At 39.7% G+C, this 23,657-nt stretch carries 22 protein-coding genes and 1 tRNA gene; 5 read left to right on the forward strand and 18 right to left on the reverse strand.

Annotated features, from left to right (window positions below):
* Positions 1-16 precede the first annotated feature (16 nt).
* The 3 genes from HYW21_05235 to HYW21_05245 all read right to left on the reverse strand — a co-directional run bounded on the left by HYW21_05235 (position 17) and on the right by HYW21_05245 (position 4,611).
* The gene (locus tag HYW21_05235; GenBank protein ID MBI2548726.1) at positions 17-2,737 is read right to left on the reverse strand and encodes a cation-translocating P-type ATPase; all 2,721 of its coding nucleotides are present in this window, start codon (positions 2,735-2,737) and stop codon (positions 17-19) included.
* 65 nt (positions 2,738-2,802) lie between these two features.
* Positions 2,803-3,627, reverse strand: a complete 825-nt coding sequence (locus tag HYW21_05240; protein ID MBI2548727.1) for a hypothetical protein — start codon at positions 3,625-3,627, stop codon at positions 2,803-2,805.
* Positions 3,628-3,681: 54 nt separating this feature from the next.
* Positions 3,682-4,611 (reverse strand): nucleoside phosphorylase, encoded by a 930-nt coding sequence (locus tag HYW21_05245; protein MBI2548728.1) that lies wholly within the window; start codon positions 4,609-4,611, stop codon positions 3,682-3,684.
* A gap of 245 nt (positions 4,612-4,856) precedes the next feature.
* Here HYW21_05245 and HYW21_05250 point away from each other — a divergent pair, with 245 nt between their 5' ends.
* The 5 genes from HYW21_05250 (at position 4,857) to HYW21_05270 (ending at position 7,355) form a co-directional block, all read left to right on the forward strand.
* On the forward strand, positions 4,857-5,102 hold the full coding sequence (locus HYW21_05250; protein ID MBI2548729.1) for a PD-(D/E)XK nuclease family protein: 246 nt from the start codon (positions 4,857-4,859) through the stop codon (positions 5,100-5,102).
* A 25-nt stretch (positions 5,103-5,127) separates the two neighbouring features.
* Positions 5,128-5,772, forward strand: a complete 645-nt coding sequence (locus HYW21_05255; protein MBI2548730.1) for a hypothetical protein — start codon at positions 5,128-5,130, stop codon at positions 5,770-5,772.
* A gap of 119 nt (positions 5,773-5,891) precedes the next feature.
* Positions 5,892-6,281: a hypothetical protein gene (locus HYW21_05260; GenBank protein MBI2548731.1), complete on the forward strand. Its 390-nt coding sequence runs from the start codon at positions 5,892-5,894 to the stop codon at positions 6,279-6,281.
* Complete coding sequence (locus tag HYW21_05265) at positions 6,281-6,631, forward strand: hypothetical protein (GenBank protein MBI2548732.1); 351 nt, start codon at positions 6,281-6,283, stop codon at positions 6,629-6,631. Before HYW21_05260 ends, HYW21_05265 begins: the two co-directional genes overlap by 1 nt.
* Before the next feature lies 1 nt (position 6,632).
* Entirely contained in the window at positions 6,633-7,355 is a 723-nt protein-coding gene (locus HYW21_05270; GenBank protein ID MBI2548733.1) for a hypothetical protein, read from the forward strand.
* 58 nt (positions 7,356-7,413) lie between these two features.
* On the opposite strand, the gene HYW21_05275 is transcribed toward HYW21_05270, so the two are convergent.
* The 15 genes from HYW21_05275 to HYW21_05345 form a co-directional block, all read right to left on the reverse strand.
* Positions 7,414-8,028: an HAD family phosphatase gene (locus tag HYW21_05275; GenBank protein ID MBI2548734.1), complete on the reverse strand. Its 615-nt coding sequence runs from the start codon at positions 8,026-8,028 to the stop codon at positions 7,414-7,416.
* A gap of 22 nt (positions 8,029-8,050) precedes the next feature.
* A complete protein-coding gene (locus HYW21_05280; GenBank protein ID MBI2548735.1) occupies positions 8,051-9,631 on the reverse strand; it encodes a hypothetical protein in 1,581 nt (526 codons plus the stop codon).
* A complete protein-coding gene (locus tag HYW21_05285) occupies positions 9,628-10,938 on the reverse strand; it encodes a hypothetical protein (protein MBI2548736.1) in 1,311 nt (436 codons plus the stop codon). The genes HYW21_05280 and HYW21_05285 overlap by 4 nt, the downstream gene beginning before the upstream one ends.
* 143 nt (positions 10,939-11,081) lie before the next feature.
* On the reverse strand, positions 11,082-11,696 hold the full coding sequence (locus HYW21_05290; GenBank protein MBI2548737.1) for a hypothetical protein: 615 nt from the start codon (positions 11,694-11,696) through the stop codon (positions 11,082-11,084).
* Between the two features lie 72 nt (positions 11,697-11,768).
* Entirely contained in the window at positions 11,769-13,082 is a 1,314-nt protein-coding gene (locus HYW21_05295; protein MBI2548738.1) for a hypothetical protein, read from the reverse strand.
* A 231-nt stretch (positions 13,083-13,313) separates the two neighbouring features.
* On the reverse strand, positions 13,314-13,970 hold the full coding sequence (locus HYW21_05300; protein MBI2548739.1) for a hypothetical protein: 657 nt from the start codon (positions 13,968-13,970) through the stop codon (positions 13,314-13,316).
* The gene (locus HYW21_05305; GenBank protein ID MBI2548740.1) at positions 13,967-14,662 is read right to left on the reverse strand and encodes a hypothetical protein; all 696 of its coding nucleotides are present in this window, start codon (positions 14,660-14,662) and stop codon (positions 13,967-13,969) included. Before HYW21_05305 ends, HYW21_05300 begins: the two co-directional genes overlap by 4 nt.
* Positions 14,663-14,726: 64 nt before the next feature.
* On the reverse strand, positions 14,727-15,689 hold the full coding sequence (locus HYW21_05310) for a hypothetical protein (GenBank protein ID MBI2548741.1): 963 nt from the start codon (positions 15,687-15,689) through the stop codon (positions 14,727-14,729).
* A gap of 525 nt (positions 15,690-16,214) precedes the next feature.
* Positions 16,215-17,606, reverse strand: a complete 1,392-nt coding sequence (locus HYW21_05315; GenBank protein MBI2548742.1) for a hypothetical protein — start codon at positions 17,604-17,606, stop codon at positions 16,215-16,217.
* Positions 17,603-18,919 carry a hypothetical protein gene (locus tag HYW21_05320; GenBank protein ID MBI2548743.1) on the reverse strand — a complete coding sequence of 439 codons (1,317 nt, stop codon included), beginning with the start codon at positions 18,917-18,919 and terminating at the stop codon, positions 17,603-17,605. Before HYW21_05320 ends, HYW21_05315 begins: the two co-directional genes overlap by 4 nt.
* 151 nt (positions 18,920-19,070) lie before the next feature.
* A complete protein-coding gene (locus HYW21_05325; protein ID MBI2548744.1) occupies positions 19,071-20,060 on the reverse strand; it encodes a hypothetical protein in 990 nt (329 codons plus the stop codon).
* Positions 20,061-20,158: 98 nt separating this feature from the next.
* Positions 20,159-20,983 carry a hypothetical protein gene (locus HYW21_05330; GenBank protein MBI2548745.1) on the reverse strand — a complete coding sequence of 275 codons (825 nt, stop codon included), beginning with the start codon at positions 20,981-20,983 and terminating at the stop codon, positions 20,159-20,161.
* A gap of 1 nt (position 20,984) precedes the next feature.
* Positions 20,985-22,142: an alpha/beta hydrolase gene (locus HYW21_05335; protein MBI2548746.1), complete on the reverse strand. Its 1,158-nt coding sequence runs from the start codon at positions 22,140-22,142 to the stop codon at positions 20,985-20,987.
* A 99-nt stretch (positions 22,143-22,241) separates the two neighbouring features.
* Positions 22,242-23,348, reverse strand: coding sequence for a hypothetical protein (locus HYW21_05340; GenBank protein ID MBI2548747.1), 1,107 nt, complete (start codon positions 23,346-23,348; stop codon positions 22,242-22,244).
* A gap of 165 nt (positions 23,349-23,513) precedes the next feature.
* Positions 23,514-23,625 (reverse strand) — tRNA-Ala (locus tag HYW21_05345).
* Positions 23,626-23,657: the final 32 nt, after the last annotated feature.

Below are 23,657 nucleotides of genomic sequence, written 5' to 3' on the forward strand. Positions count from 1 at the left end.
GGTAAGACTCTTCTGACTATGTATTGTTCCTGTTGTATTGTTTTGCCAGCGAAATCTTCATAAGTACCTTACTTATTTCCATCAAGACAAAACCAGAAAAAGACACACTGAGGATTTTGAGCCAATCAAGAGGGGATAGGGCAACGGTATCAAATATTGCTTGCAATGGTTCCCAATAGATGACGCTAACTTGCAATAGCACTGCTAAGCAAACCGCGCTCAGTAACCACCTATTTGAAAAAGGATTAAGATGCTTCAGCGAAGGGTACAGTGTTCTACTGCTCATCACTGCGAACATTTGAAACATCACCAGGGTTGTAAAGGCAACGGTTTGCGCCTTACTCAGATTGGCATCCTTATAAGTGACAAAGAGCAAGAGGGTACCTATGCCCATGATGAAACCAAAAATGATTATCATGAGCATTATATTTTTAGTGAGTGGACTCTCTTTTGGATCTCTGGGAGGCCTTTTCATAATTCCCTTTTCGCTCGATTCAAACCCCAAACCTAATGCAGGAAAATTATCAGTAAGCATGTTCATCAACAACAACTGGAGAGGGAGTATGGGAAGGGGAAATCCGAGAAGAATGGCTATGAAAACCGAGGTTATTTCACCAAGGTTGCAGGATAAAAAAAACTTTGTTGATTTAATGAGTTTATCATAAATATTTCTTCCTTCCTCAATGGCATTAACGATAGTAGCAAAGTTATCATCGACAAGGGTGGCTTTCGAAACTTCTTTGGCAACATCGGTTCCAGTTATCCCCATAGAGATTCCTATATCCGCTTTTTTTAATGCAGGCGCATCATTTACTCCGTCACCGGTCATGGCAACGATATGACCGTTTTTTTGAAGCGCATCCACAATCCTCATTTTTTGTAGAGGCAATGCTCTCGCAATAATCGTTACGTTATCTATTTTTTTTGCAAGTTCACTCTCACTTATTGTTTCAAGATCTTCACCCGTCAATATGATATCTCCTTCGCTAAATAACCCAATTTGCTGAGCAATTGCTTTTGTTGTCAAGGCATGATCTCCGGTTATAATCATTACCTTTATTCCAGCTTCCTTGCATCTTTCAATAGCAGGCTTAACTTCATCACGTGGAGGATCAATCATACCTACAAGCCCCACAAAGATCAGATCTTTTTCAACGGCCTGTAGTTCATACTTTTCAGAATTTTTTTTAGGTTCCGGCATCTCTTTGTAAGCAAGTCCAAGCACTCTCAGGGCATTTTTTGCAAAAGAATTATTTATTTGAAGGATCTGCTCCTTTTCTTTTTCAGTAAACTTTTTTATCTTGTTATTTTCAATTACCTTATCACAAACCCTGAGCAGAAGATCTGGAGCGCCTTTGACATATGCTTCTCTTTTTTTTGATTGTTTGTTGGTGACAATCACTGACATCCTTTTCCTTTCTGAATCAAAGGGCAATTCTTCAATAACAGCAAAGTTCTTTTTCAATTGATTATCCTTAACATTGGCTTTCCTGGCAAGAACGATTAACGAGCCTTCGGTAGGATCTCCATGAATCTCGAATCTTCCCTTATGTTCCTCATGTTCAATCAGTTTTGCATTATTACAAATAGAACCGATTCTACATAGAAGTTCAAGTGTTGCAGGATTTATTTTTTTTCCATCAACGAGAAAATCTCCGGTTGGATCATAACCTGAACCCGTTACTGTGATCCTTTTATGATCGTACCAGAGATTTGTTACGGTCATTTGATTTTTGGTAATTGTTCCTGTTTTATCTGAACAAATAATTGTTGCAGATCCGAGTCCTTCGGCAGCAGGAAGTTTTTTGATAAGCATATTTTTTTTAGCAAGTTCTTTTGTTCCCATGGTTAGCCCAACCGTTACCACGAGTGGTAGGGAATTAGGAATGGTAGAAACCGTTAATGCGAGAGAGAGTAAGACCAGTTCAGCAATGGGTATTTCTCTGAATATCCCGCTTATCATAACTATTATTACCAGAGCAACACAGATGATTCCTATTTGTTTGGTTAAGCGGGTAAATTTAATCTGTAAGGGAGTTTCAATCTCTTTTGTTGTTTCTAAACTAGCAGCAATTTTACCAAATTCTGTTTGCATACCTGTGTTCGTAACAATACTCTTTCCTTTTCCATAGGTAACAATAGTTCCCATGAAGGCCATATTCTCTTGGTCAGCAACTGAAGTGCCTTCTTTGAATGGCTCGGTTATCTTTTTTGAAGGAACTGACTCTCCGGTAAGTGATGCTTCATCGATCTGGAGGCTTGATATTTCAATGAGCCGAGAATCCGCTGCAACAATATCTCCTGCCTCAAGGAGAAGAATATCTCCGGGAACAAGCTCTCGTGTGGGAATCTTTTGTTCTTTTCCATTGCGTAAGACTCGAGCTGTTGGTGCAGAAATCTTCTTTAATGCTTCAAGGGCTTTTTCTGTCCTATATTCTTGGATAAATCCAAGAATAACATTAATCATAACTATGGTGAATATTGCTATTGATTCAACGATCTCCTGGAGGAATAACGACAAAAGACCGGCAAACAATAAGAGTAAAATAAGGGGATCTTTAAACTGATTTATGAACATCTTGAGAGCAATAAACTTCTTTTCTCTCGGCAGTTCATTATAGCCAACCTCTTGCAATCGTTCTTCAGTCTCTTTTTTCGTTAAACCATTCTCAGAGCTTTTTAGTGACGCAATTACTTCCTGTGTAGGTATGGCATAATAACTTTTCATCGGAAACATGACACTACTCCAGAAAAGGCAAGTTAATAAAGCTTACGTTACCGCGCCCTAACAGAAATTATTCATTATCTTTTCACAAAAACATCAAAGGTTGGATAGACAATGCCGTCCATTTCATGGCTATGACTCGTTCTCACCATATGAGTAAGGGTCAGAGGAATTTCATCCCTATGTTCTGCATAGGTATTCAGCAATAATCTTGCTCCTGGTTTTCCCTTACCATACATGAGCGTGGCAACCTTATCAACATTGGTGTCATCATAATTAAAAAAACAGTCAACAAGCCCTACTCTTGTTCTCAGACCTCGGATACCATCGGTTGTGGTATAATCTCCATTCGTTATATGAACTGCCCGTTCTAACCCCGGGATAATGTTCTCTACTATTCGCACAATACCCAAACACTCTCGATATCCTTCACCATCGATTTCAATACCTTCTGCTCGGTAACCCAAAAGATGAGCAAGCACAACCACCCGTCCGTCAAAGCAGCCAAGGTCCAGCAAGGAAGGTGATCTATTACCTCCAAAATCAGTTGCAAAATATTTTCTGAAGCGTAATAATGCTTCTGCCACATCATCAATGTGACTAGAGGTAACGCCCCTCACGCCATCTGAGGTTCTCACCGGACGAGTTTGCAATCCCATAGTTCTTCTCCTTTGATCAACAAGGCGATAAAAGTCAATGACATCCGTCCATGTATCATGATCGTAATTGACGACAACACGGTCTACGCTCTCATCGATTATGGGAATAGGTGGCTCTAACTGACCTCTCCTCTGTCTTTCTGCCAGCAATTCATGAATAGGAGTTGCTGCATAGGTTCTGACTCTCCTTAACCTCTCCTCAGCACGAGCCTGTGCCGTCAAATTATAAAGATTCTGGGTCATTTTTTTGAAACCTTTGTTTTCCTATCAAAGATCATAGTCTGTTGGTTGTATTCATTAAGTCTGCTGTTGTTGATAGAGTTCTCGCATTGCCTTAAGTCCTGTGCTAATTGCTCGATCTACTGCAGGACCATAATCCTCTAAGAATGTTCCTCGAGGTCTATTGGCAATGACCGGACAGATTGTTCCGACTCTATACCCCATTTGTGCTGCCAAATGAAAGAGTAAACTAGATTCCATTTCAAAATTAACCACTCGTTGTCCATCAACATGAAGGGTTGCTACATGCTCTTGAAGTCGTGGTATGGTGATGGTAAGACCAGGAATCTCTCTTCCTTGTGGAGCAAAAAATCCAGAGGCAGAGGCGGTTATCCCAACAACATAGTCTCCCTCAGCGTTTCTTATTAAGGCCTCTACCACGTCTGGCGTGGCTTTTGCAGCATAGGGATGAATTTTTCCCCTGAACCTTCTTCCATCAGGGGTAGCATCGGTAATTATGCGGTAGGCTTCTTCCTCAATCCTACGACTGATTTCATCAGGGATTCCTTGCTCATAAAACAGTCCGGTGTTATCAAGACCGAGGGCATACCTGCCAATCGCTAGTGTACCTACCGTAATATCTGGCTGCGGTCCTCCTGATGTTCCCAATCGGATGATTGTTAATGGTTGAGCACCCTCTTTTCTGACACGGGTTTCAAGATCAAATTCATTTAACCCGAAAGCCTCAACAAGTGCAATTTCGTTGTTGTCAGTGCCAATACCTGTAGCAATAACGGTTACCGGCATATCATGATACGTTCCTGTTCTGGTAACATACTCACGATTGTTTGCTTGATGTTTAACGGCATCAAAATAGTGAGCGACTTTGTCAGCTCTGGCAGGATCACCTACCACAAAGATATTTCGTGCCAGTTGATCTGGTCGTAATCCTAGATGGTAAATCTTGCCATTGACAACAATTAACTCTGAATCTTTCACTGGTTCCATTGTTTCTACCCCCCTTCCCGTACCTTCGTCAGTTGAGAATAGTTTCTTGAGTTATAAATCTTGGTTTATATTCCTTATTTTCAATGTATTTTCATCAGAAAGTATTTGTAGAATGATGCCTCCCCTTCTAGTGTTGTTAAGGGGGGAATCGAGTGGTTAGTAAATCAATACAATGTATATATTTTAGTGTACAGTGTACCGAATTAACGAAAAACATATAATAAAGCCTATTTTCTAGTCTTAACATGGCTAAGATAATCATCTCAACACTTTATGATAAAGAACCAACACTTGTAGCAACAACAAAACTAGGGACTTTTCTTCAATGTAAGCAGAAGTACAAATTTCAGTATGTTGATAAAATAAAATCTGATATAGAGACTATTAAGATTTTCTTAGGGAAACGTGTTCACGAAACGCTTGAAAGATGGTATAAAGATTTACAGTTTGAAAAAGTAAACACGAAAGAGGTTCTTGCACAATTGACTTGATATCACAATGATACGAGATTAAACCATGAAAATAACCAAAAAATATGAGTATAAATTAAGTGAAAAAACGTTGGAGAAAGATATTGATACTTTTATCCGAGATACCCAAAAAGGCGCGTATCAGATGGATCACCGATACGGTCAGGAAGGACTCAAACAAATTAAAGCGTATTTTCGTATGATTGAGGAAGAGCTTAAAAAAGAAAATATTCAGATAGCACGCGCGTGTTACAAAAAGCTCATGTTTTTGCTTCTTCAAAGCAAAGAGAATTATTTTGATTATGAAGACATCGTTGGTAAATTAAACTTTGAGAGGTTCATTTCCAATTATTTTACCTGTTTGGTTAAGATTTGTGCAATTGAAGAACTATTTCGAGAGTATTTGGAATATCTAAATGTGAAAGAAGACTATTATTTTGAGGCAGCTGAAAAGACGATTATAGAAGAATTAAGCGATAAAGATTTTGTTCAACTTAAAGAATTATTACTGGTGGAAGCTGATAAAGTCAAAAAGGATAATTATGCGATGCATGATATTCTTACTTTTTTATTAGACATTACCAAAAAGAAGGACAAAGATGAAGAGAAGTTTATGAGATTGGCAGAGAAATTTTCGCCGGTTTTAGGGTATAATAACATTAAAGAATTTTTAGAGGATTATAAAGAATGAAATGCAGAAATAAAACGGAGGTTGCAACATGGCTTTAATCTCTGTCCAATTTCTAACTGAAAAATGCAATAAATTCATCGAAGATAACCCTCAATAAAAGCATTTGCAGGCGATAAAGAATGTCCATAAAATTCCCCGCAACCGTAGAACTAGAAGTAGATAACCTGCCAGAACGATTTCAATTAGCCTTTAACGTATGCTACAATCCTGACTGCGACTGCAATGGCGTTAATATGGTTTTATACAATGAAAACAAAGAAGTCCATTTCTTAAAATCAGAAGAGAACAGTTCATTAAACTTAAAATTCTTTAAAGAAAACTATTTCTATGTAAAAGAAAAAGTAAAAAGTAAAAAAGGGGCAGTGGATTCTTTTGAATTAGGAACATTAATGCCTTATCGAGAAATAATCTGGACGGAAGCAGATCCAGAATTGAAAATTGATGGAATAAATTGCTGTCTTGATAAAGATATAAAACAATTTGGAAAAGCCGTAAAGGTGAGTTACTGATGGACATTAAAGAAAGAATTGCAATAATCGAGAATGATGACAAAGGGATAGAAGAGCATATATTGCATCAATTATTAGAATTAGCCATGGCCGTAACTGGGAGAGGTTATGTTAGTGATGACTATACCAAATTTATAGAGTTTGAGATTGGTGGTGTTACTATATTCTCTGATCCCTATTATAATAGAATACAAATAGATGAAGGGGACTTAGATAGCGAATCTATCCAGAAGCTCATTGCAGAAGTTAAGAAAAGACTGCTTCAGTTCGATAAAAAGATTGAAACTATTAGAGAACAGGCAGCATCAGAAATTTTTGACAAGCCCATAAAGGGCTTAGAGGAGAATTAAGATGAAGCTAAAAATACCGTTTAATGAAATAAAGGACGCTATTGAACAGGCATCTTATGAGCATCATTATTTTATAGATAAGAAAAACCAGAAGATTGTTTTTATTAGCGAAGTTGAAGATGAGCATGAGAAAAAGCTTGACGAAGTTGAAAATGATGATTTTATCGGCATTGAGCCAAGAATGCCTGATGATGATTTCAAGATTATGGAGTCTTTTGTTTATGAAATACAGGAAGAGGATTTTAAATTAGCAGAAAAATTTCATGAAGCCTTAGAACAAAGAAAGCCATTCAAACATTTTAAAGTGCTTATCAATCAATATCCAGAGCTAAAGGAAAAATGGTTTACCCATAGAGACAAAGAATTGGCAAACGAAGCCATGAATTGGCTTTGCATTAACAATATTGAGCTTGAAGATAAAAGCTTTATGCCAAAGATTGAAATTAAAGAACTGAAACCAGATGAAGTAAAGCTTCCTGAAGAATTTGAGGGTTTTGGCCCTGTTGCTTGTATGAAGTGCAACAACAAGGAAGGAATCAAAACAAGATACTTCGAATTAAATGTTCCCTCAGAAAATATGCTTATTGAAAAGGAAATTAAAAGAATAATGAAAGAAAACTTTGGAATAGGAGATTATGGATGTATTGGCGGAGGAGAAAAAGAAATCCTGACTGGTTCAGAATGCCCAAAATGCAAAAGCAAAGAGGTATTTGAGGACTTTTAATTTTCGTAATAATTTGTATGTCTTTTCCTAATAAGCAAAGGACATAGAGTTACGGTTATTAGTGTCCTTTGCTATAACTACAATCAACCTCTACCTCCATCAATTTTTCCTTAACTTTGGTTCTATCAGGCAGGTGTACAGTAATAATACCCATCTCTCGTGCATTCACTAAGTTCTTGGCAGAATCATCAATAAAGACTGCTTCTTGCGGCTGTAAACCAAAATGCTTCAAGATGTGTTCAAAGCCTTCTTTTGCAGGTTTTCGTGACTGAATCTGGTAGCTGACAATGCCATAATCAAAGTACGGAGAAACATCAAACTTTTGCGCAATGACTTCCCAAAAATCTCGATTATAGTTGGTGAAATAGGCTGTTTTATACCTTTGTCTGAGTTGTTTGATAATCGTAAAGGTCTCGGGATACATGACTTTCATGGCAACCATGGCCTTGATCATTGTTGTAGGATCTCCTTTTATGTGATAGTGATTCAGAAGTTCTTGAAAGACCTTTTTTCCAGAGATCTCATCAACCTCTGCTTTTTTTACCAGCACCGAAAAGCGTTCGTAGCATTCCTCTGGATTGAGATTATGTTCCAGAGCAAATTTCCGAATGTATGGCTCTTCTTCTTCACTAAAGCAAACACCGGAAAAATCAAAGATAATCAGTTGAATCATATTACTCCTCCAGATTTCACTACTATTGATCTTCACTGCTATCTTCGCCAACAATTTTAATTAAGCCATGGTTTGCGTTGACTTCAACAAACATCCCATTCTTGAGGACCTTTGTCGCTATTTTGGTTCCAATGACGCAGGGCTTCTTTAATTCTCGGGAAATAACCGCTGCATGTGAGGTAATGCCACCCTCATCGGTCACAATTGCAGCAGCTTTTTGCATGGCAGGAACAAACTCCGGCCGCGTCATCCCGGTAACAAGAATTTCACCTTTTTTAATTTCTTTAATATCAGCAAGACTCCTACAGATATGGACAACCCCACTGACTTTTCCTATTGAAGCACACATACCCGTAACTTCTTTTATTTCCTCACCATCCTTGTGCTTCTTCATGGCTGATCTAAACTCGTGGTAATACTGACCGGTGAAAACCTCCACTACACCTTTATCGTAAATCACTATACATCCCTTCCATCGTTCTAAGAGCAGAGATTCATTAAGTGATGCTAATTCTTGCGCATTCATTTCTTCAGGAAGAAGATAGCGAAGGAGGTGAACATCCAAAGAAAAACGTTTACTTATCTCACTCAGAAAATCTTCAAAGGCACAACATCCTTGAAGGATATATTTTTTACGATCATCCTGCCAATAGGTAAGGATGTCTGTTATTCTGATAATTTGCGCAAGTTCGTTGGGAAGCGCAAGCTCCTTGATAAGCTTCTCTTTCTCTTCTTTATAGTGAGTAAATGTTTTATCAGATACCTGTTCAATTCTTTCTCTCTCATTGAGATAAATTTTTATCTCAGCTATAAAATCATCTTCACAGAGATGTTTTCCTTCCTTATAATTTGCTCTGATCCAATAGCATTCAGTTGTTAATTTTTGCAGAAGGTGGTTGAGGGTTTTGTTGTTTTTCATTCCTTTTTTGACTTCTGCAATAGGTTCTTGAAGGAATATTTGTGTAAGCTTTTCATTTTTCTTGATTTCATCAATAAGAGAAGCAAGAATATTATTATAATCATTAATAAAGGATTTCCGAATAGGCTTTGTGAGTGTTATAAAGTATTCATTAAATTTTGTTGAGCGTCCTTTTTTATCAAGAACAGCAAGGAGTTGAGCTTTGAACTTCATATCCCGTGTTAAGGAATAGCCTTCGATAATATGTGACTCACTGATGAGATCTGCATGGAGTTGTGCTAATTTTTGGTAGTTTTCAATAAGTTCTTGCTCAGAAAAGCTCGGAAGCTTGGGTATCATTTCTTTAATGAACAAAAGCATTTCATCTTTTCGTTCCTCACTTTTGTTGATTAATTGCTGGAGGTAGTTTGGGTTCTTCACCATTTCTTCTTCGAGTTTATGTGCCAAGAAATGAAGGTCATCTCTATTATAGTATACTTCAGCAAGATCATCTTCAAATGCACTCATACATGCGGTGTACGAAAAACCAAGACCCTTTTTCATGGAAACGATTGACTTACCTGCAAGATGTAATAAGGCAGGTGTTCCATTAAAACTTTGAATATACCATCGCTTGATTGTAAGATGTTTGTATTTCTTGATTGGATTTTCAATGATTTTTTGATTACTCATACCATCGGTCATGTTTTTTCCTCTGATTCTTTGGACAAAATAGTAACAACACCATGATTTGCATTTACCTCGACCTTCATGCCGTCCTTCAATATCTTTGTTGCAATTCTGGTACCGACAATACAAGGAATGCCAAATTCCCGAGAAATAACCGCTGCATGACAAGTAACGCCACCCTCATCCGTTACAATTGCAACTGCCTTCTTCATTGCAGGGACACATTCAGGCAGGGTCATGCCCATGACAAGGACATCTCCTTCTTTTGTTTTTGCCAATGCTTCTTTACTTCCCTGTGCTACCTTTACCGTACCTTGTGTTTTGCCTGGAGAAGCAGCCATGCCGCTTATGTTCTGTAACTGTGTATGGGGCTTGAGTAATGTCTTGCGTTGTTCAATCGCTTCTTGACCTTCAACAACAGCGAAATTCTGAAGTGAAAGGATAAGGTACGCCTTTTTTCGTTCTGCAATAATCTCTTTTATTCTATCGTCCATTGTTTTTTCTTTGATAACCTGTTGTGTTTCCTCAGGCGAAAGCCATTGTAATGATGTTAACGGGAAGTGGTTCTTTTTTTCAAGGTGTTCCAGTATTACATAAAGAGCGTAAGCAACTTTCATTTGACACTCCTTTCGAACATCATGAAGCAAACAATAATGTCCAATGAGCTCTATCAGTTTCTTTGTACCTGCTGAAAGCTGTTGTTTTTTCAAGAACTCTTCTTTTTCATGTTTCTTTTCAGCAAACTCTTCTTCAATCTGATGAAACTCTTTTTGCGGATCTTTTGTTTTCTTTTTTTGATCTACTGCCTCTTGAAACCATTGTTTGTTTCGTAATGAACCACCCTCCCAGCTAAGATCAAGCCAATAATACTTTTTTTCTAAGTAGCTTGTTGACAGCTTCCCCAAAGTAGCACGATAGATATCCATCTCTGCTTGTGTTACAAATGATGGTTGTATGGGTGTTATGACGAGCTGCATATTCTTCTCTAGCTCTTTATTGCCGAGCAATGGACAATCTTTTTGCAGCAATGCTTTGAGCTCATTTTCAAAATAAATATCAACTGCCTCAATGTCCCATGAAAGTGCAATGAAACTATGGAAAGTCATGCATAATTTCTTGTATATTTCAATTTCGTGAGCAATATCATAGGTACCTTGCAAGGCTTTAGAGAAAATAATTTTTTCTGCAGCGGCAATAAGTTCCTTACTATTTTTCTCGTACTGATGAAAATGCTTTTTCCAGAATGTTTCGTCATGCAGTTTTTTCAGAAGGAATTCTGAAAGCTCTTTTGTATTCTTTACCCCATTCCCCCACCAGAACATGCTGCCTTCATTGGCTGCAAATATTGTGGTAAAGTGAATTTCCAACATTTTTTTACTTTGGTAGCGAACACCATACACCAGATGATAGGCTGTCTGAAAGGGAATAATCCCTCTGGTGTATTCATGCCATTCTATTTTTGTATTTACCATTCTCGCTGTAGCAGGTTACTGTCTTTTTTGATTACGTCTGTCATTCTGTGTTCGGGGTAACAACTTTTTTCTAGAATTATTCCTGCGATATCAGCGGCACGATCATGCCTTTCTTTTTCTGGACGGAATGTTGCATCCATGTTCCGATAATAGTCTGCCATCAATCTCATCTCCTCAGAAGTTAATCCTTTGGCATACCGTATCACGGGTCCCATGCGAGATTCTTGGATACTACCACCAATACTCCCGCCAACCCCGGCAGTGCCAGCAAACTGGTCAAAATGGTCACAAACCATCTGTTCACCATCATACGGCGAGACAACAGAAATCGTACTCAAATGTCGAAATTGTGATAGTTGTAATCGCGCAGAGCTATCTCCCTGTCTTACGGGAAGTGATCTTCCTATTTCTATCTCCATAAGAAGGAGTTCATAGGGGATAGTGTATCCTGCTCCTCTATCAAAAACAACATAGGTAGGCCCTTGTTCTCTCAACGGAAAGCGTTCAAGTGTACGAGACGTAGCTCTACCCAATAAGCCGACTAGTCCGCTATGACCACCTAATTCAGATGCTAAACCTGTCCCAGGAAGTTCTTCTCTTTTTTCCATTTGGTACAATTGTGTAGTATAGTTATGAAACGTTTGTCCTAACATCAAAGATCCCCCCATTCTATTTTTCTGTTACTTCCCCTTCTTACTCTCTTTTAAGATCCTTACCCATCCGTGATTGGCATTAACCTCTACCTGTTGATTGTCTTTGAGTACTTTAGTGGCAATCTTTGTGCCAATAATACACGGAATTCCTAATTCTCTTGAGACAATTGCTGCATGGCAGGTAACACCACCTTCATCAGTGACAATGGCAGCTGCCTTTTTCATTGCAGGTACATAGTCAGGCCGTGTCATGACTGCAACAAGAATATCTCCTTGGTTGACTTTATCAATCTCCTTTGCGCTTTTGACGATCTTTACCTTACCAACAGCCTTGCCTGTGCAGGCACTTAAACCTCGAAAGTCATCGACGTCAGAAAGATCAGTTGTCCCTAAAATTGCTTCCTTTATCATATTTGCTTCAGTCCCGACAACGCAATCATGTCCTTGTTGATCCCAATAAAAGACACTGTTTTGTTTTCGTTGTTCGAGTAAGTCTTTTGTTAGTGGCTGTTTAACGATGTTGCTTATTTCACGAGGGCTAGCATATTTCAATAAACTACTTGAAATGCCTACTCTTTTTCCGATCTCGTCGAGGAGAATGGTTGCATAGTGTGCTGTCCAAAAGGTTGCTTTCTTACGTTCATCCTGCCAATAGGTAAAATCCTCTGAAATTGTAATCAAAAGCTTCAGTTCTTGAGGTAAGTCAAGCCTTGCCATGAGCTCTTTTTTCTTTTGCTTATTAACATAAGGAGTTTCTTCTATCTTTTTGATCTGGTGGTTGATATCTACTGAAAGGTTCAAGAGTTTTTCAACTTCTTCGTTGAAATGCTTGACGCTTAATACGTAGGCATCAACATAGTTGTTTCGAATCCAAAAGAACTTCTTCTGATGCTCTTCTAATAAAGCCCTTTTCTGTCCGGGATTTTTCTTTACATAAACAGCAATTTTTAACAGGGCAACCTCTGCGTCATTAACAAAGGAGAGGTGAACAGGGGCTGTTAAGGTTGAAAAGACCTCACTAAAACGCATTTCTTTTGTGAGTGTGGATAGTTCATACACTTTTTTAATTTGCTCAGCAATCATCTCATCGGTTCCTAGGGCAAAACCATCAATGATAGAACTGGAGCTGTTTCTTCGTAACGCTATTTCAAGGAATTCATCATGCACGTTTTGTAATGCCTTATCGGTTAATTTGCCTAATGGAGCAATTTCTATTTCTTTGCATTTCTGATAAAATAATGCCTCATCTGCTTTCCAGTCATTAATCAGATCTTTACTAATCTGTGGATTTTTCTTTCCTCGTGCAATAACATCGTTGGAGATGCGTTCAATCTCATCCATCAGGATGTACCAATCAGCTTTTCCCTCTTCAAAGAAACAGTAATGGACATCATTTTGGCCATTTCCTTTACGCTGCTCTTTTCTGATCTCTGCCTCAGCAATAAAGTGAATTAAATAGGGGCTGCCATCAAAGCGCTGATGGTACCATTTCTTTCCCTTCCATTGTTGCAGATTCTTCTGTAAATGTCCACTAAGATAGGGCATATTTTTCATAACTCCTTTCCTCCTGGTTTACTCTTCTTGACGTTGTAGTACTCTTTGTAGTCCGGTGATGTTACTGATTGATGGGATGCTCAGAATACCCTCCCGACCATTGCTGTTGCTCCTGTTGGTGTTCCCAACAAGGTATAAGGTTACTCCACGTTCAGTTCTACCGAAATAGTCTTTGGCAGCATCTAGTGGCTCTCTCTGATCATCTGCATAGAAGATTACTCTGTTGCCAGTCCACCTATCAACCCGTGCAAAGCCATGAGGAGTCTTTCTTGCTCCCCTTCCTTCCTGAACATCCCAGGTAGAATAAACTCTATCAATAAGAAGATCTGTCTGTCTGAGAGCAGCAAGGATACCATCGCCTGTACAGGTCGAGAAAACAGCAATCTCCAAGCCAGCCTCACCAAGCTCAGTGAGTTTATTCTCAACTCCCGGTAAGACCGTAACCGTAATAGCGCCGTCCTGTAACCCCTGTGCAAGGCGTTCTTCGTAATGCAATGCTGCATGAGGATTCCCCTGTTCCCATCGTTCTGCAAGTCGTGGATCTACATGTCTCACATAGGCAAGGTGCGGCATGGACACCAAGGTATTATTAAGGTCAAACAGGACAACAGGATGATTTGGTTGGAATGGTGTATGCTGTCCATCGCATGAAGTGTAAGGTCTTGGTTCTGTCATGGTTTTACCTCACTGAGGGTTCTAATAGGGATAATGCCGTTACTCGTTGCTCGTGGATCTCCATTAAGCACGAGATGGTATAGCTTTACGGCCTGTCCTGGTCGCATGTTCAAACCACCATGTGCAGCATGACTTAGTACATAGCTGCTGTCATCAGTGTAGAGATGAGTCGTTCCACCAAGCATGGCGTTAACAATCCTAAAGGAATCTTGGGTTTTTGTATACTGCGGTGAGCAAGGAAGTGTCCAGGTAGAATGCGCTCCCTGAACGTGAAGACCGGTCTGATCAAGTGCAGCAGTCATGCCGTCTGGCATCATGGTTGAGAAGACTGCAATCTCTAAGCCCTGTCCTCGCAACCCTCCCATGATCTCTCGAGCTCCAGGTGTTGTTCGTGCTACTAACATACCATCTCGTAATCCTTCAGTAAGTAATTGTTGATAAAGCCAATGAGCTTCAAAATTTCCCTGACTTCTCAGCTTACCTATCCCTGCTTCTCTTCCTTCCATATATGCATCGAGAGAGGCATATTTACTAGTTGTACTCGTTGCAGGTTCTATTCTGAGCAGTGTTCCATCGAGATTAAAAAGAGCAACTTGCCCTACATGGGGAGCGCTTGATGTTCTGGTTGATCCATTGCCTGATCCATTTCGTCCAGCAAAGTGCTCATAAATAAGAGCCATGTTGTTTGTCATGTTTATCCTCCCCGCCTAGTAGCGAAACTTCATGCTATATAAAATGATGTAGTTATCATTATTACTACACTTTCTCTAATTTTGGAATAATCATACCTTTATTAATGTCTATCTCGACACGCATGCCATTTTTGAGGATTTTGGTAGCGATTTTAGTCCCAACAATGCAGGGAATACTCAATTCGCGGGAAACAATACCTGCATGTGAGGTAATGCCACCTTCATCAGTGATGATTGCCTTTGCTTTTTTCATAAGCGGAACATATTCAGGCCGAGTCATTGAGGCTACAAGGATTTCTCCTTCCAGGAACTGATCACTTGCTGGATCAAGGACAATGCGAACCTTGCCTTCAATCAAGCGTTCTTTGCCATACGAGACAATGACACCACTAATAATCGTATCTTCGGTACTTATTTTACCAAAGGTAGTCTTATGAAGAGCCTGGATAATTTCCTTTGCTGCACTGCCACTAAAAAGATCCTCGTTTGCAGGTCTGCTAACAATCATTACCAGTGCTTCGTGACGTTCTTTCAAGCGTGTACGCGAAATCTTTTTTCCTTTAAGGATGATTTGTTGTAATTCCTCTGGTGAAATATGGTAGAGTTCTTTGAGCGAGTATGTCGTTTTCCTGCTTATTGTTTCTAAGAAAAGCGTGAGCATATGGTTTGCTCTCAAGCACATCTTTTTCCGCTGATCCTGCCAGGTTCCAAGTTCTGCAGTGAAAAGAATCTTTTCTTGAAGTGATTTTGGAAGATTGAGTCTTCTGAGAATGCGCTCTTTCTCATACTCTTTTCCTTGAGTATCCGTAAGATAAGCAATCTCGTGATTAATCTCTTCAAGTGTCCGTTGACTCTTTTCTTCTACCTTCTTTCGAAAGTGCTCAAGCGAAAGTACTTTAATCTGTAAATAATTATTTTCTATCCAAAAAAAAGATTGTTGATGTTTTTTGAGTAATAATTGCCTCTTTTTTTGTCTTTGCTTATATGCACGCGCAAGTTGTAAGATTGAAAGGTGTTCCTCTATCATAAAGCTTGGTTTAGATGGATGGCAGAGCGTAATAAAATCCTTCTGTGCTTCCACATGAGCGGGGAAGTGAGAAAGAAACTCCCTGAGAAGTTCTCCTTCAGTGTAAAGGCCTATTGAATCTAAGGCAAGGGGAGGTGCCCAGAGGTCTGTATACTTCTCTAAGAAAGCAAGATAATGATCAAAAACTTCATTGATGGGAACATGTTGTACTTTTTTTTCATATGCACCAAAGGATTGATAAAACGTTTCCACTGCAACAAGCCACGTCTTGATAAGTCTTCTTGTTCTTTTCGGATTTTCGTACAATTGCTTGATATTTTTGATGTTCTGTGGTTCATCAGTCCATTGTGTTCCTAATTCATTCATGAAAGAAAGAATGACATGATCATAATGCTCAGGATAATATTTTTCCATGCGCATAAACCCTATCATAAAGGGGTAGCCAAGCATATAAGTTATCGGCCCTGAGCAGACATTCCAGGTGTGCTTTTTTGCTAAGGTTAAAGCTTGCTTGAGGTTCATGGTTTATCGTATCTTCCGTACCGTTCCTGTATCTGCATCAAGCTCGACAATATCTCCATTCTGTAATACTTTAGTAGCGATCTTTGTTCCGACAATGCATGGCTTTTTCATTTCCCGTGCAACAATAGCAGCATGGCTGATAACACCGCCTTCATTCGTAACAAAGCCAACGGCCTTTTGCATTGCTGGAAGGTAGTTGGGATGAGTCGTATTGGCAACGAGGATATCTCCGATCTGCACTTTCTTCAGGTCATGATAGGTTTTGATAATAGTGACTTTTCCTCGAGTTTTTCCACTTTGCGCAATTAATCCTCGAATCTCCTGTTCTTTTGTTTCTGTCTCTATGCTCTGGATAATTTTTTGATATCGTGAAGGGAGTCCTGTAATGGCCTTTATCTTCAATGGTTCTCCTTCTCCGGTTACAAGACAACCACGCTCTTTTCTTTCCTGTATCTTTCTCATATCAATCTTTCCTGTTTGTAAAGACTCTTCGAGCTCGTCTAATGAAAGATAACCGATATCATCTCGCTCTACTAGCAACTGCTCTGCAATACGATCAAACAAAAATGACCATGCATAACAATGTGATCTCCTGACATCATCTCGCCAATCTTTAAGGAAGATTAAATAAGGAGCAATGGTAAGGTATTCTTTTTCTTCCTTTGTTGGTTTCAACAGCTTCGTAATATCTTTTTCGGAAAGCAAGGCATGCTGAGCCGGAGTTCCTCCACCGAGGTTTTCGATCCACGATTTATCAATGGGCCTGTACCACACCACTGCCCAACTTCTGAGATATTGGTAATCTTCAACCAGTTTTTCCGCTGTTACTCCTCTCTGAAGTTTTTCCTGAATTTCATGAACCGCTGTCTTTTTCCAGGGCTTGTACACATAATCAATAATCAGCTCTTGTTGATCCTCAAACTTATTTCGTTTAATCATAGACGTAAGCATCTTTTCAAATCGTGCCTGCCATGCTTCAATAGCAAACCATGAAGTGATACTGTAAGTATCATTGATGATGGTAAATTGCTCTCGAAAAACGTTAAATCCTTTGAGCAGTGATAATCTGTCAACGTTCTTTTGCTTTTTCCAGAGCTGACTTTTTACTTTTATTTCTTTCAAAATTATAAGACCTTGATCGTAATAGTGTTGTATCTGTTGTGGTGAAGAAAAACTCTTTTTGTACACATGATAACCAATACGATCCTCGTCATAATTAAGATAATGAGTAAATTTTTTGTCCTTCATAAAGGTAAAGAACCTTTCTGTTGTATCTCCACTTGTATTTCTTGTCAGCGTTATAAATACCCTATCGAATCCAGAAATCGTTGTTACATCAACGCCCTCTCGTGCTATGAATCTATGCCACTGCATGGTATCCTCCTTAGTTCTCATGCTTTCTTCCTTACTTTTCCTTGTATGGCATCAACCTCGATGAGATCTCCTTCTTTGAAGATACGTGTTGCCTGTTTTGTACCAATGATACATGGTTTGCCCATCTCACGAGCTACAATAGAAGCATGGCAGGTTATTCCGCCTTCATCGGTCACAAATGCAGCAGCTCGTTGCATGGCCGGTAAATACGAGGGTAAGGTCATGTTAGAGACAAGGATGTCACCCTGTTGAACCTTACCGATATCATAGACATTTAAGACAATCTTTACTTTTCCGATAGCATGCCCTTCATGAGCGATCATTCCGCTGAGTTCTTTTACATTTTTCTTATTGTTTTTCATAAAGGAATCGCATAAAAAAAGTTCATTTTTGTATTTGACAACGGCAAATACTTTCGTTTGTACGTGAGGTTTTTTACAAAGAAGGTCAGTATGAAGTACATCTTCAATAGAGGGAAGTGCCAATGCGCTCGCTACACGGGCAAAGAGCGGATTGGCAAGATACAGGAATTCAAAAAAGACATCGCTGCGGAAAAGACGAAAATAGACCATCTCTTGAAGTTCTGCAGCAAGTGGTTGTAATAGAGCTGGTATCTGAACCTTCTGCTGCAATTGCTGTCTTTGTTTTTGCTTGCTTTTCAGTTCTTCTTTCTGCTCGAGTTGTAACTCATGCTGGAGTTTTCTCACTTCTTCAAGCGTATATCCAATCACGGGGAATCTTCCTCTTCCCTTGATCCAGGCAAACTCCTGACACACGTTTTTAAGATCAGTTTCATTTGCTAATGCCTCATAAAACAGGTTGTGTGCGTTTTTTTTAGGAGGAAAACTCATCTCGCGTAAATAAGCTTCCACATCTTGGTCTGGCAGGATCTCTTTGACTTTCTTTGGCGCTAAAGTATCGTAATAGACTTCAAGGGTATTTGTTACCCAGATGTATGTACAAATAGGCATGATCAAAGAAACATACTCCTCGAGCAAGATAAAAGGATCCTTTTTCTGCTGGACAAGGGAGATCAGTTTTGGCTTACTTTCTGCATAGTATTGTTCGCATGCATGGGTAATATCAAAGAGGGTGTGGTGCTTGAAGTATTCAGGAATCCACGCTGCACTTTGCGCAAAAAGTTCCTTGTTCTTGTAAAAAATAGCATTATCAAAAACAACCCCTACCATTTCTCCAGGAAGGCGAATGCGCTTATATGCTGCTTGTGTTGTCCCACACATCAACAGATATGCCAAGAACCGAGGAAAAGGACGATATAACCAGAACTCCCACGATTGTTGTTTGATTTCATCAATCACTTGTTGATTACCCATTATCTCACGCTAGGAAGTAAAATATCTCCTCTTTTTAATGTTTATGTACAAACTTAGGTCTACTGTCCCATACTCCCAAACTTAGCGAAATTACTCATGGTAGGCAAGGTGTTGAACCTAAAAGTCTTGAACGAGTGTTTTTTAGTACTGATTATTTCCGATCTGCGTTGACATGCATGGCACAACTTACCATGAGATTACGAACACTTCTGAGTGGCGTACTTCTTCCCAGTATACTTACGGGCTTCTGAAGACCTTCAACAAGGCTGAACTCTATACTCATATCAGAAAATTGACCCATGGAGTGGGCCCAAATGTTTCCTGCAGTAAGATTAGGAAAGATTAACACATTTGCCTCTCCTTTCAATGGTGAGTCGGGGCATTTTCGTTGGCATCCAAATTTACTGACTGCTGCATCTACCTGAATTTCTCCGTCAATAAGAAGGTTCGAATCTTTTTCTTTAGCTATTCGTAATGCCTCTCGAATAACCTGAAGAGCTGGTCCATCACCACCACTCCCTTTTGTTGAGAAACTAAGAAGAGCGACCTTTGGCGTGACTCCTATGCCTCGGACAGCGTGGGCTGCGTTCAGAGCAATCTGTGCTAGTTCTTGCGGTGATGGATCAATGTTTAGGCTAATATCACTGGCAAATATGATGCGCTTGTTCTTGGTGTCATGGAATACTCCTATCTCAGAAACAATGGTCTCTTGCTTTCTGAGTATTTGAAGTACTGGTCGCATTAAGGAAGCGGTCGGACAAATAGCAGATCCACAGATACCATCAGCATGGCCACATAAGGTATAGGTACAGGCAAAATAATTTTCATCTTCGAGCAATTTTCGTGCTTGTGCTTCAATAAGACCTTTATGCTTTCGTACTTCAAGTAATTGAGCAACGAGCTCATCCATCTGTGGATAATGTTTATAATCAACAATGGTTGCTTGGTGAATATCAACACCTAATTCCTTTGCTTTTTTTTGGATTTTTTTTGCTTCTCCAAGAAGCGTTATATTTGCTAACCCTTCAGCAAGAACCTCAGCACTTGCCTGCAAACACCGTTCGTCCCAACCCTCAGCAATAACTAATTGCACCGGATGTTTTCGTGCAATGCTCTCCATTTTTTTAATGAGATCCTTCACAGTATCACCTTTGTCTTGTTTTCATACCGAAAAATGCTGTATGGTATAAATAAGTTACGGTGCTTTGTCGTACGACTTTTTAGGTTCCATCCCGGCAATTATTGAAAGCTCTGGGTTACCATTCCTTTCCTTACCGGAATGTACTGCTCGAGACGTTGATGGTAAAGAATAAACACTATCCCTTTGAGTTCGAGAAGTTTAAGATCATCATAATCATCGATAAAGATACCTATACGCTTTGCTTTCGATTGCTGTATTTCTTTTTCAGCGATCTTCTTTTTATCCTGTCCATTTTTTACCAGGAGATGGTAGTTTTTAATGGTCCCCTCTTGATTTGGGATGAATTTATTTGAGTAGGTTTTGGTGAGTTGCAACGCTGCTTTGATAGCATCTTTTCTCTGGTTTGCAACAGCAAAATCTTGACTTATGGCAACCACCTTCATCTGTGGATGCTGTTTTCGCAATTCTCCATAAATTCTCATCACTTTCCTCTTGAGATGACGGTTGATGACATCAGGCGAAAGGGAATATTCCTCAACAGGCATACCTAACTTAATAACGGTCTCTGCCCAAATCCTTACAATATATTCATTAGAAAGCGTCGGTTGTATTTCATTATGGATTCTTCTGAAGAAATGTAACGTATACAACAGCAATGCAGCTGCACTTAAATAAAGAACCCTTGACCCTTGTTTTATTGTTAGTTTCCAGTGTCCGATATGCTTACCGAGTTGTATCAAGCTGAGGACGGTCGTTTTCGTTGTACAGAGCTGATTTTTTGGGACGGTTGTACCAAACAGTCGAGCAACTTCTTGAAGAAAAATTTTATTGGCAATGGCAACAGTTCGATGATAGATAAAGGTGTCATCAATATCAACAATGAGAAGATCAATACCATGGGGAATTTTTGTGTCGTGAGCCATCCTAGGCAGCTCTTTTGTATTCTACCTTCTGGTACATTGACTTTGGTTTTGTCCTGTCACGTTGTTGTACAAGTAAGTCTGCTAAAATCTTATTCATCTCGTCATTCGATCCAGAGGTACCAAAATGCGTTGAGTCTTCTCCTAAAACAACATGATGACGATCTGCGTGTTTGTAGTAGGTAACGGGTGGTGGCACAAGATCATCAAACTGACCGCCAACAGATTCCACTGAAATCCGTGGAGGACCACGATATTGTCGTGAAAGAATCTTCTCTCGTGCAGCTCTAGTTTTATACGGGTTGTGTGCGTCAAGAGGGATGAAGGTGTTCATTAATTTTTGACTTGGGGTGGTCAGCGGCATACCATCGTAATCTGAAGCAATAGCCTGTGCATATTTAATTCCTCGCTGTGGTGTTCGTTTATCCTCTGCTGCGTACATGGCAAAGACTCCACCAGAACTGTGGCCAACCAATCCATCATGTCGAGACTGTGGGTTTTGGACTTTTGCCCTTTCGTGGAGCCTGTCAACCTGTCCCAAGAACTTTTGATATGCCTGTTCATCAGGTAAACTGTGGTGGCTTTTAACATGGTACGGCCGTAATCCGTGCTGCATCAATGCCTTGCCTCTCCGATGGCCAGGACCAATATTTTGTGCAAGTCCGTTCATGACATAGACCAGATTGGTATTGTCTGGATCTTTTCTCAATGCACGTGATGTATCCCAGTTTTGCTTTTGTGCAAGAACATACCCAACCGTGTTATCATAGGCATTTGTCACCTGATTTCTGAGATTACTAACGGTTGTTTTTACTCGGTCAGCAAGTGAAATTCTGCCAACATCAAGCTGCTTACGATAGGGATCACGATCACGTACCAGTTTTTCATACTGGGCCATGGTCGTATCAGCGTCCTTTCCGGCAAAAGTAACTACTTTTCCTTCATCTCTTGCTTTGTCATCAGGATTGTCTCTCGTACCAGTTAATTGTCCTGCAAAGGTACGATAGTGAGGATTAGTAACTGGAGCATCTCCATGTGATAACTGCGGTGCAATCGGTCTAACTTCAAGATTCCGTTGCACATTCGGAGAGGTTTTTTTACCTTTTGCTGCTGTTGCAGCTAATAACAGGGAAAATGGCCAAAAAAGGGTTCTTTGTATCATGGTATCATACATTACTCGTTCTGAGGGGGATTCAACAGAATAAACTATTTATACTTTTCCCTCAAAACGATAGACATACTCAACGGTTTACTTTACAGCTCAGAACGAGGAGTTTACCTTTCGGATGAATACCGCAGGGTTTCCACCCCAGACTTCATTGGCAGGAATCTCACGCTGTGCAATGCTATAGGGTTCAATGATCGTGTTTTCTCCGATGGTTGTCCCACAGCGGACAAAAGAATGGTGACCGAGATGTGCTCCTTTTTTAATATGGTTTCTTCCAAAAATCGTTTGACTGATGGTATATTCATGGCCATCAATGTAAACATCTTCATCAATCTGTACATCATCTTCAATCGTGGTGAGATCTCCATAGATATGATCGAGGACAACACCTTTTGCGATATGGACATTTTTGCCAATTTTTGCGCCCATTAACCGATAGAGTGCATTCTTCAACCAACACGCTGGCAATAATCGGCAGAACTCAACAATGATGCCATTGACGTAAATCCGTACAACATTTCTGCCTCGCCACCAATCATTACCTGCATTTAAACGGTTACCATTATACTGGAGTTTGAAATATCCCTGTGATGGATTTTTTTGGAACTCTGCTAATTTTTGTTTTGCTGTTTTATAATACGCTTTGGCATTGCCATCAGAGGGCTTGAAGTATTTCTCCATTTCTTCTGCAGAGAGTGCTTTAACTTTTGACGCTGGTTTGCCTCCCCAGACTTCTCCTTCAGGTACAACGGCCTGTAATTCAGAATGAAACATCAAGATAGCATTCTTTTTGATAACTGCACCGTGCTTGAGCGTGGTCATGCCACCGACTAATGTTCGTGGTGTCAGTATGACTTTTCCTAAAGTTAATGCATTGTTGGCAACGGTATGGGTAATAACCGTTGAACCGCCACCGAGAATACAACCCTCCTGAAGTTCGATGAGTTCAGGAAAATACGGATCGAAGGTAATGTCATGGGGGATGCATGCATCATAGCCGATCTTCATCCCTGTTGTTCGTAACAGTGCGTTCTTAACAGGTGAAGGCACCATCTTCTTCTGGATAGTAAAAAGAACTTTGTTGTAAAGGACAGACAGACTATTTTTCTTGTAGTCCTTCCTCTTCTTCAGTGGAATGGTAACACTCAGCTTGTCCCCTTGCTGTACTTCTTTAACCGCCCTTGTAATGTATCCTTTCATAAAGAAAGCTATGCAGCACTTGTTTCTTTAAAATACTTTCGATCGTTAAATGTTTGGATGAAATATAATAGAAAACCTAAATTTTTAGTATTATTTGTTAGGTTTTCTAGTATATAATAGAGGAAAAAACATATTAAATACTATTGTCCTCTATTATAGAATGGATGGACTGGCCGGGATTTGAACCCGGAGCCTTCCGCTAGCGAGGCGGACGTTCTAATCTCCCACGATTACGAGTATACATTTACGTCTCGTGTCCGGATTGAACTACCAGCCCAGAAAAAGAAGGATAAGAGTTCTGTTTATAAA

It is taken from the genome of Candidatus Woesearchaeota archaeon (genome assembly GCA_016187565.1).
Lineage (GTDB): Archaea > Nanobdellota > Nanobdellia > Woesearchaeales > JACPJR01 > JACPJR01.

Excerpts from the sequence above, each read along its gene's own strand:
- HYW21_05235 (MBI2548726.1), bottom strand. The coding sequence starts at position 2,737 with ATGTTTCCGATGAAAAGTTATTATGCCATACCTACACAGGAAGTAATT.
- HYW21_05240 (MBI2548727.1), bottom strand. The coding sequence starts at position 3,627 with ATGACCCAGAATCTTTATAATTTGACGGCACAGGCTCGTGCTGAGGAG.
- HYW21_05245 (MBI2548728.1), bottom strand. The coding sequence starts at position 4,611 with ATGGAACCAGTGAAAGATTCAGAGTTAATTGTTGTCAATGGCAAGATT.
- HYW21_05250 (MBI2548729.1), top strand. The coding sequence starts at position 4,857 with ATGGCTAAGATAATCATCTCAACACTTTATGATAAAGAACCAACACTT.
- HYW21_05255 (MBI2548730.1), top strand. The coding sequence starts at position 5,128 with ATGAAAATAACCAAAAAATATGAGTATAAATTAAGTGAAAAAACGTTG.
- HYW21_05260 (MBI2548731.1), top strand. The coding sequence starts at position 5,892 with ATGTCCATAAAATTCCCCGCAACCGTAGAACTAGAAGTAGATAACCTG.
- HYW21_05265 (MBI2548732.1), top strand. The coding sequence starts at position 6,281 with ATGGACATTAAAGAAAGAATTGCAATAATCGAGAATGATGACAAAGGG.
- HYW21_05270 (MBI2548733.1), top strand. The coding sequence starts at position 6,633 with ATGAAGCTAAAAATACCGTTTAATGAAATAAAGGACGCTATTGAACAG.
- HYW21_05275 (MBI2548734.1), bottom strand. The coding sequence starts at position 8,028 with ATGATTCAACTGATTATCTTTGATTTTTCCGGTGTTTGCTTTAGTGAA.
- HYW21_05280 (MBI2548735.1), bottom strand. The coding sequence starts at position 9,631 with ATGACCGATGGTATGAGTAATCAAAAAATCATTGAAAATCCAATCAAG.
- HYW21_05285 (MBI2548736.1), bottom strand. The coding sequence starts at position 10,938 with ATGTTCTGGTGGGGGAATGGGGTAAAGAATACAAAAGAGCTTTCAGAA.
- HYW21_05290 (MBI2548737.1), bottom strand. The coding sequence starts at position 11,696 with ATGGAAAAAAGAGAAGAACTTCCTGGGACAGGTTTAGCATCTGAATTA.
- HYW21_05295 (MBI2548738.1), bottom strand. The coding sequence starts at position 13,082 with ATGGATGAGATTGAACGCATCTCCAACGATGTTATTGCACGAGGAAAG.
- HYW21_05300 (MBI2548739.1), bottom strand. The coding sequence starts at position 13,970 with ATGACAGAACCAAGACCTTACACTTCATGCGATGGACAGCATACACCA.
- HYW21_05305 (MBI2548740.1), bottom strand. The coding sequence starts at position 14,662 with ATGACAAACAACATGGCTCTTATTTATGAGCACTTTGCTGGACGAAAT.
- HYW21_05310 (MBI2548741.1), bottom strand. The coding sequence starts at position 15,689 with ATGATAGAGGAACACCTTTCAATCTTACAACTTGCGCGTGCATATAAG.
- HYW21_05315 (MBI2548742.1), bottom strand. The coding sequence starts at position 17,606 with ATGAGAACTAAGGAGGATACCATGCAGTGGCATAGATTCATAGCACGA.
- HYW21_05320 (MBI2548743.1), bottom strand. The coding sequence starts at position 18,919 with ATGGGTAATCAACAAGTGATTGATGAAATCAAACAACAATCGTGGGAG.
- HYW21_05330 (MBI2548745.1), bottom strand. The coding sequence starts at position 20,983 with ATGGCTCACGACACAAAAATTCCCCATGGTATTGATCTTCTCATTGTT.
- HYW21_05335 (MBI2548746.1), bottom strand. The coding sequence starts at position 22,142 with ATGATACAAAGAACCCTTTTTTGGCCATTTTCCCTGTTATTAGCTGCA.
- HYW21_05340 (MBI2548747.1), bottom strand. The coding sequence starts at position 23,348 with ATGAAAGGATACATTACAAGGGCGGTTAAAGAAGTACAGCAAGGGGAC.